The organism is Candidatus Magnetaquicoccus inordinatus (genome assembly GCF_004217665.1).
In the GTDB taxonomy this organism is placed as follows: domain Bacteria; phylum Pseudomonadota; class Magnetococcia; order Magnetococcales; family Magnetaquicoccaceae; genus Magnetaquicoccus; species Magnetaquicoccus inordinatus.
Map to the genome: position 1 here is coordinate 6,502 of NZ_RXIU01000146.1, position 2,600 is coordinate 9,101.

At 46.5% G+C, this 2,600-nt stretch carries 3 protein-coding genes; 2 read left to right on the top strand and 1 reads right to left on the bottom strand.

The window, feature by feature from the left end; translation table 11 throughout:
* Positions 1 to 511: coiled-coil domain-containing protein (locus EJP87_RS10905; RefSeq protein WP_193771300.1), on the top strand; the 511-nt coding region annotated here is incomplete at its 5' end.
* A 188-nt stretch (positions 512 to 699) separates the two neighbouring features.
* Here the strand turns inward: EJP87_RS10905 and EJP87_RS10910 are convergent.
* Positions 700 to 1,560, bottom strand: a complete 861-nt coding sequence (locus EJP87_RS10910; protein WP_227657583.1) for a restriction endonuclease — start codon at positions 1,558 to 1,560, stop codon at positions 700 to 702.
* Between the two features lie 435 nt (positions 1,561 to 1,995).
* Here EJP87_RS10910 and EJP87_RS10915 point away from each other — a divergent pair, with 435 nt between their 5' ends.
* Positions 1,996 to 2,514 carry a CCDC90 family protein gene (locus tag EJP87_RS10915; RefSeq protein WP_193771301.1) on the top strand — a complete coding sequence of 173 codons (519 nt, stop codon included), beginning with the start codon at positions 1,996 to 1,998 and terminating at the stop codon, positions 2,512 to 2,514.
* Positions 2,515 to 2,600: the final 86 nt, after the last annotated feature.

Genomic DNA, 2,600 nt, shown 5'->3' on the forward strand with positions numbered 1-2,600 from the left:
AGAGACAAACAGCGAAAGCGGATACAAAGGAGCATCCTTCGTCTTTGATTCGTATGCCTATGTACGCCGCTTGCGTGATGCCGGAATGGATGAACAACAGGCCGCTATTCAGGCTGAAACCTTTATGGCCATGGCAGAAGATCGTTTAGCGACGAAACATGATATTGCTACTCTGCAACGAGACATAGCGACTATCGATGCCAAAGTGGAAGCGACAAAGGCCGAATTGAAAAAGGAAATCGAAACCACCAAAGCCGAATTAAAGAAGGAAATCGAAACCGCAAAGGCCGAGTTGCAACGAGATATTGCTGCCATTGATGCCCGGATGGAAGCGACAAAAGCCGAGTTGAAACGGGACATGGCGGTTATAGAATCAAAAATTGAATCCTCAAAAGCTGATACCATCAAATGGACAGCCGGCATGTTTGCCGCTCAAACTGCGCTTATCCTCGGTGCCATGTTCGCCATCATGCGTATATCCTCGGTGCCCTGTTCGCCATCATGCGTATAAACCAACCGCCTCCTGTCGTCTATCAAACACCTGCACAAGAGATGCGCCTCCCTGCTCCAGCTCCTGCCGTGCCTCCTGTAAGAAGAACATCATCATCCCCAACAACTCAACATCGAGGATCACTATAGCACCCACAGAAACGCATAAAAACCAGAGCACGCAACTGCTGTTTTAGATTTCCATATACATCATATGCTTTCAAACCATGTTGTATCAATACTGATATGTTCGATAAGTTCGGTTTTTACTCCAAGCGACAACTCCTTTAGTTTCTCCGCAATTTCATTGCCATCGATAAGATCAATTGGTGGTGCACCATCTCTTTTTGCTTCTTTTACAGCAGCCGGGGTAAAAGAGCCTGTTGTAATAAGCAATCCTTTGTCAGCACGGCCAACCATAGCGCCACGAAAATCACGAACCTCAGCGGCAGAAACTGAATCTTTATAACGCTTACATTGAAAAAAAACATGAAAGCTCATAAAACCGTGAATACGAGCAATACCCTTTCCGTCAATTCCACCATCGCCTGTGCGGCCTGTTACCTCGACATGAATAAATCCGGATTCGCGCAGAACGCGCTGAATCAATCGCTCAAAACCTGCCGGGTCAAGTGTTTGCGTGAGAACAACAAAAAGTTTGTCTTTCCATCCTTCCTCTTCAGATAATTCCCGTACAGTTTCGTTAGACACTCTCTTTTTCGGTAGGTTTTGCTTATCAGTTTTGTCGAGGGCACGAACAAAACGAACTACTTCATCAGAATCTACAACTTCAAAGGTCTTGGCCTTTTCTGTCAGAGACCAGACACCACGTCTTGAATTTTCAACTAATCCGTATTTTTTGAGATATGTGCGCGCCCAAGCGAGACGATACCCGATTTCCGTTTGATTACTCCTGTCTGGATCATGGGCTTGAGCCAGAATTTCCTCTGTTAATCCTGTCAACTCCACGGTCTTGGCGTAAATCTCCTCAACAGCCCCAGAACCTCCAAGTTCGCGTAGTGCCGCCAAAAGCGGGTTCATCAGACTGTCATAGGTCGGAAGCTTATTCATAGGTATCATACTCTCGTAGTTGTTAATACATTGTACCACCAAAACTGTCATCGTAACACATGTACCACCATCAGACGGATTGGCAAACAAAAACATCGCCACCGCGTCAGTTTACTTGAAATGCCTTATCTTTTAGCTTTGCGGCGCATCTAAAGGTACCTCCTCTAACAGAAGGAAAAGCTATCACAAAACATACCACCATCATTTTTGACTGTCAAGTGATTATATATGTTTAATGGTAACGCGCCAAAAAGCCCGTACACTGTGAATATACCAACAAACCGATTTAGTGCCCCCTTTTTGCCTCCTCCATCGCATGCCGATGGTAGTCATGCAATCGCTCATGTCCAACGGGTTCATTGATAAGCCTGTTGACTTTGCCATGACGAAAAGAGGATGATGGGGGAAACCATCCAGTCAGAAGGGATAGCCATCATGAGCACAGAGACAAACAGCGAAAGCGGCTACAAAAGCGCGTCCTTCGTCTTTGATTCGTATGCCTATGTGCGTCGCTTGCGTGATGCCGGAATGGATGAACAACAGGCCGCTATTCAGGCTGAAACCTTTATGGCCATGGCAGAGGATCGCCTGGCGACAAAGCGCGATATTGTCACGTTGCAACATGATATGGCTGAAATAAAGGCCGAATTGAAACGCGACATTGCCGCCATCGATGCCAAAGTGGAAGCGACAAAGGCCGAATTGAAAAAGGAAATCGAAACCGCAAAAACCGAGTTGAAACGGGACATAGCGGTTATAGAATCAAAAATTGAATCCTCAAAGGCTGATACCATCAAATGGACAGCCGGTATGTTTGCCGCTCAAACTGCGCTTATCCTCGGTGCCATGTTTGCCATCATGCGTATGAATCAACCGCCTCCTGTCGTCTATCAACCACCTGCACAAGAAATGCGCCTCCCTGCTCCAACTCCTGCCTCGCCTTCTGGACGATAGAGATAAATAGGGTCTCCTCAAAAAGCCCCTACCGCAATTGCTCTTCTACCGTGAGATGGACCCGACTCAACGGTGATTTTTGTTAC